Here is a 3235-nt window from a genome sequence, read left to right as displayed (position 1 = left end):
CTCATATTTAAGGAGACTTTATTTTTAAATTATTTTATTATATTACTATTTGAATATATACTAATATATACTAATTCTTTAACTAATATTGATTTATTCTTTAATTTCTTCATCATTTTTGCACATTTTTCCATGTTTCACAAAATAAAAATACTAACATCTCATCAATCCAAAATGGAAGATAAAATATTAGTATTACAATTCAGTTATATATAATTTAATTACATCTTTGGCATTTGTTGATTTTCAAATTCTACCTTACCTTTTAATGGCTTATGGTTTTGCTTTTCTTGTTTTGTATCATTCATATCCATAAGCATATTTAATACTAAAGTAGCAGTTTCTTTTATATTTTGTGGATCTATTTTATCCAGTGTATCTTCATCTGTGTGATAATATGGATCTTTATCAAATTGTATAAATACAGCTGGTATACCTTCTGCCTCAAATGGAGCATGGTCACTTAATCTAGAATTAAAATGTCCTCCATATTTATATCCTAATTCTTTTATATTATCTTCTGCTATATCAGTTATTTTGCTAATCATTTAAAAATACCCATTCTCGATACCTTCTTTATACTTCTTCTCTCTGTGTACTCTATTATAAGCAGTATCTTTAAACTCAGTAACTTTATTAATATTAAAGAAACTCTCCTTAATCTCCTCTCCGCCTGTAGTAGATATAATAGCACAATATTTTACTTCATGAGAATCTGATAACTCTACATAATAATGCTTAAACTCATCCTTAATATTGCTCATGTACTCTCTTACCCTTGGAATATAGTATTTAAAATTATGTTTATCTAAAAATTCTACGAGTTCCTCTCTAGTATTAAAAGTATATTGCTTCATAGATCTCTCCTTTTCAAAATTATGTATATATTTTGCTAAGTTCTATAAGTTTATATACTTATTATCTCTTCTTTTTATATAATTATTAAATATTATAACTTTAATCAACTTCTACTTACATATTTTATCATTTTGTTAACTTATTTATATTTGAATCTCGACCTCGATATGGTTTACAATAGTTTCATCACAAATATAAATACCATAATTATCAATCTGAAATACTTTTAAATTAATAATATTTATAGCCTGAACTTCACTTATATTTCAACTTCAATTGTAGATAAGTTTAATGATTTCCCACCTACTTTGACTTCTAGGACCTCATTTTCTTCAACATTTAAGGATACCAGAATTTCTGATGGCTTTTTCATAGAATAACCTTGTTCAAAAACAATGTCCTCAAAATTTGCAGAATTAATCTTATTGTATTTAAACAAATAGCAAGCCAGGGCACCATTAGATGTACCGGTTGCTGACTCTTCCGGGATTCCGCATAGTGGAGCTAAATTTCTACAATGGGCATTGGCACTGTAAAGGACATCAAGGCTGAATATGTGATAACCAATTGTATTATATTTTCTGCTGATTTGTGTCACCTTATTGAAATCTGGATTGATGGAGTTTAATACATCTATATTTTTAATCGGGATGAGTATATCTCTTAATCCCGTAGATACAATCTGTACTGGTAATTTTTCGTGCATTTCATCTATACTAATATTCAAAGAATCAGCTATTTCTGATTTATCTATTACTTCATAGAAGTTTGGAGGAGTCTGATTCATCATTATTGATAAATCTTCCTTAACTTCAACATTTAAAACTCCTGCTTTAGTTTCCTGAGTATAGTTACCAGGTTTAATGTATCCCTCACTTAACAATGTAGAAAATGTTCCAATTGTAGCATGACCACAAAGATCAACTTCTTCAGTAGGTGTAAAAAATCTGACCTTAAAGTCTGCTAAGTCTGACTTCATAACAAAAGCAGTCTCGCTAAGACCAAGTATACCTGCTATCTTTTTCATATCATTTTCAGATAGAGAATCTGCATTCACCACAACTCCTGCTGGATTTCCTCCTTCAACGGATTTAGCAAATGAATTTATTTTGTAAGCTTTTACTTTCATAATCATTCCTCCAAATTTAATTTTATATTATATTTATGCTATGGAATCCAAATTCATTTCTTCTGCTTGCCTATCTCCATTAAATTAGCTCTTGGAATGATTCCTGCTCTTACAGCACTTTGTGTTTGACCAACCCTGCGCATTTAAAATAAAGACGTACGCCTTTAATCCTCATATCCACACAAGCTCAAACCTGATTTTATAGCTTCTTCCTTGTTCTTTTCAAATATATTACTTGCCTTAGCTAACCCTTTACAATTTCTATCTAAATGATACCTTTTACCACTTTTAGTAGTATAAACTACATCTTTAGAATTACTAGAACTACTACTAGAAGATCTATCTTCATAAACACTCATATCATATTTATAACCTTTATTAGTAGCATATCCTTTTCTTTCCCAGATATTTAATTTATTATATTCAACACTTTCTTGTGCTTCATTTAAAGTATCTAAATATTTTTTACTATCATATACATATGCAACCTTAGCAAGAGACTCTAAAATAATTTCCTTATTATATAACTTAAGCTGGTTATCTTTTTCATACCAAACATAACCTAACAGCCTATCATACTTATCTCTATTTTCTACATCTGGTTCTATATAAACTGTTTTATTATTTAACTCTTGGTAAGCAAAATTGGAAGCTTCAGATCCAAACTTCTCATTTTTTTCAGGCGTATTTATAAGTAAGATTCTTACTGATTCTATATCACCATTTTCAAATTCAACTTTTACAGTATCTCCATCTATTGCATCTATAACTATACCTTTTCTAGCATTTTCAGGTATATTATAAGTTGTGTTACCTTCATCTTCTTTACTTATTTTACTTGTATGTTCTAATTCTTTATTGTCTAATGAATTTTCATTATTAGTTATTTCAACATTAGCATTATTATTTTGCTCATTATGTGTATCTAAATCTTGTGTTGAACAGCCAGTTAAATTTAATCCTAGCGCTATAATTAATAAAATAAATAAACTCTTTAACTTTGTTGTCATACTATCTCTCCCTTATAAACTGTCTATCATTTTTTTCATCCACCCCTATGTCATAAAACCCGACGCCGTATTTTTTACAATGTACAATAAAAATAGAGTGACTAAAACACTCTATCATCATAAAGCAAATTTATTAAAAACTCTTTCAAATCTTCTTCTATATATTACTTATATATCCATGTTATTTAATAAATCTTTAAGGGCCTATAGCTCATCAATAGATAAAGTTATACCTTAA

Annotated in this window: 4 protein-coding genes; all 4 read right to left on the bottom strand. The window is 28.3% G+C overall.

The window, feature by feature from the left end:
• Window positions 1-221: 221 nt before the first annotated feature.
• A complete protein-coding gene (locus VLM92_RS05800) occupies window positions 222-548 on the bottom strand; it encodes a M28 family peptidase (RefSeq protein WP_325275403.1) in 327 nt (108 codons plus the stop codon).
• Window positions 549-857, bottom strand: coding sequence for a hypothetical protein (locus VLM92_RS05795; protein ID WP_325275402.1), 309 nt, complete (start codon window positions 855-857; stop codon window positions 549-551).
• Between the two features lie 260 nt (window positions 858-1117).
• A complete protein-coding gene (locus tag VLM92_RS05790; protein ID WP_325275401.1) occupies window positions 1118-1987 on the bottom strand; it encodes a PhzF family phenazine biosynthesis protein in 870 nt (289 codons plus the stop codon).
• 164 nt (window positions 1988-2151) lie between these two features.
• Window positions 2152-2997 carry a thermonuclease family protein gene (locus tag VLM92_RS05785; RefSeq protein WP_325275400.1) on the bottom strand — a complete coding sequence of 282 codons (846 nt, stop codon included), beginning with the start codon at window positions 2995-2997 and terminating at the stop codon, window positions 2152-2154.
• Between the last annotated feature and the right edge of the window lie 238 nt (window positions 2998-3235).

Source organism: Romboutsia sp., assembly GCF_035470145.1.
GTDB lineage: Bacteria > Bacillota > Clostridia > Peptostreptococcales > Peptostreptococcaceae > Romboutsia_D.
Note: the sequence above shows the minus strand (reverse complement) of the source record. Positions and strands in the feature narration are given on the sequence as shown.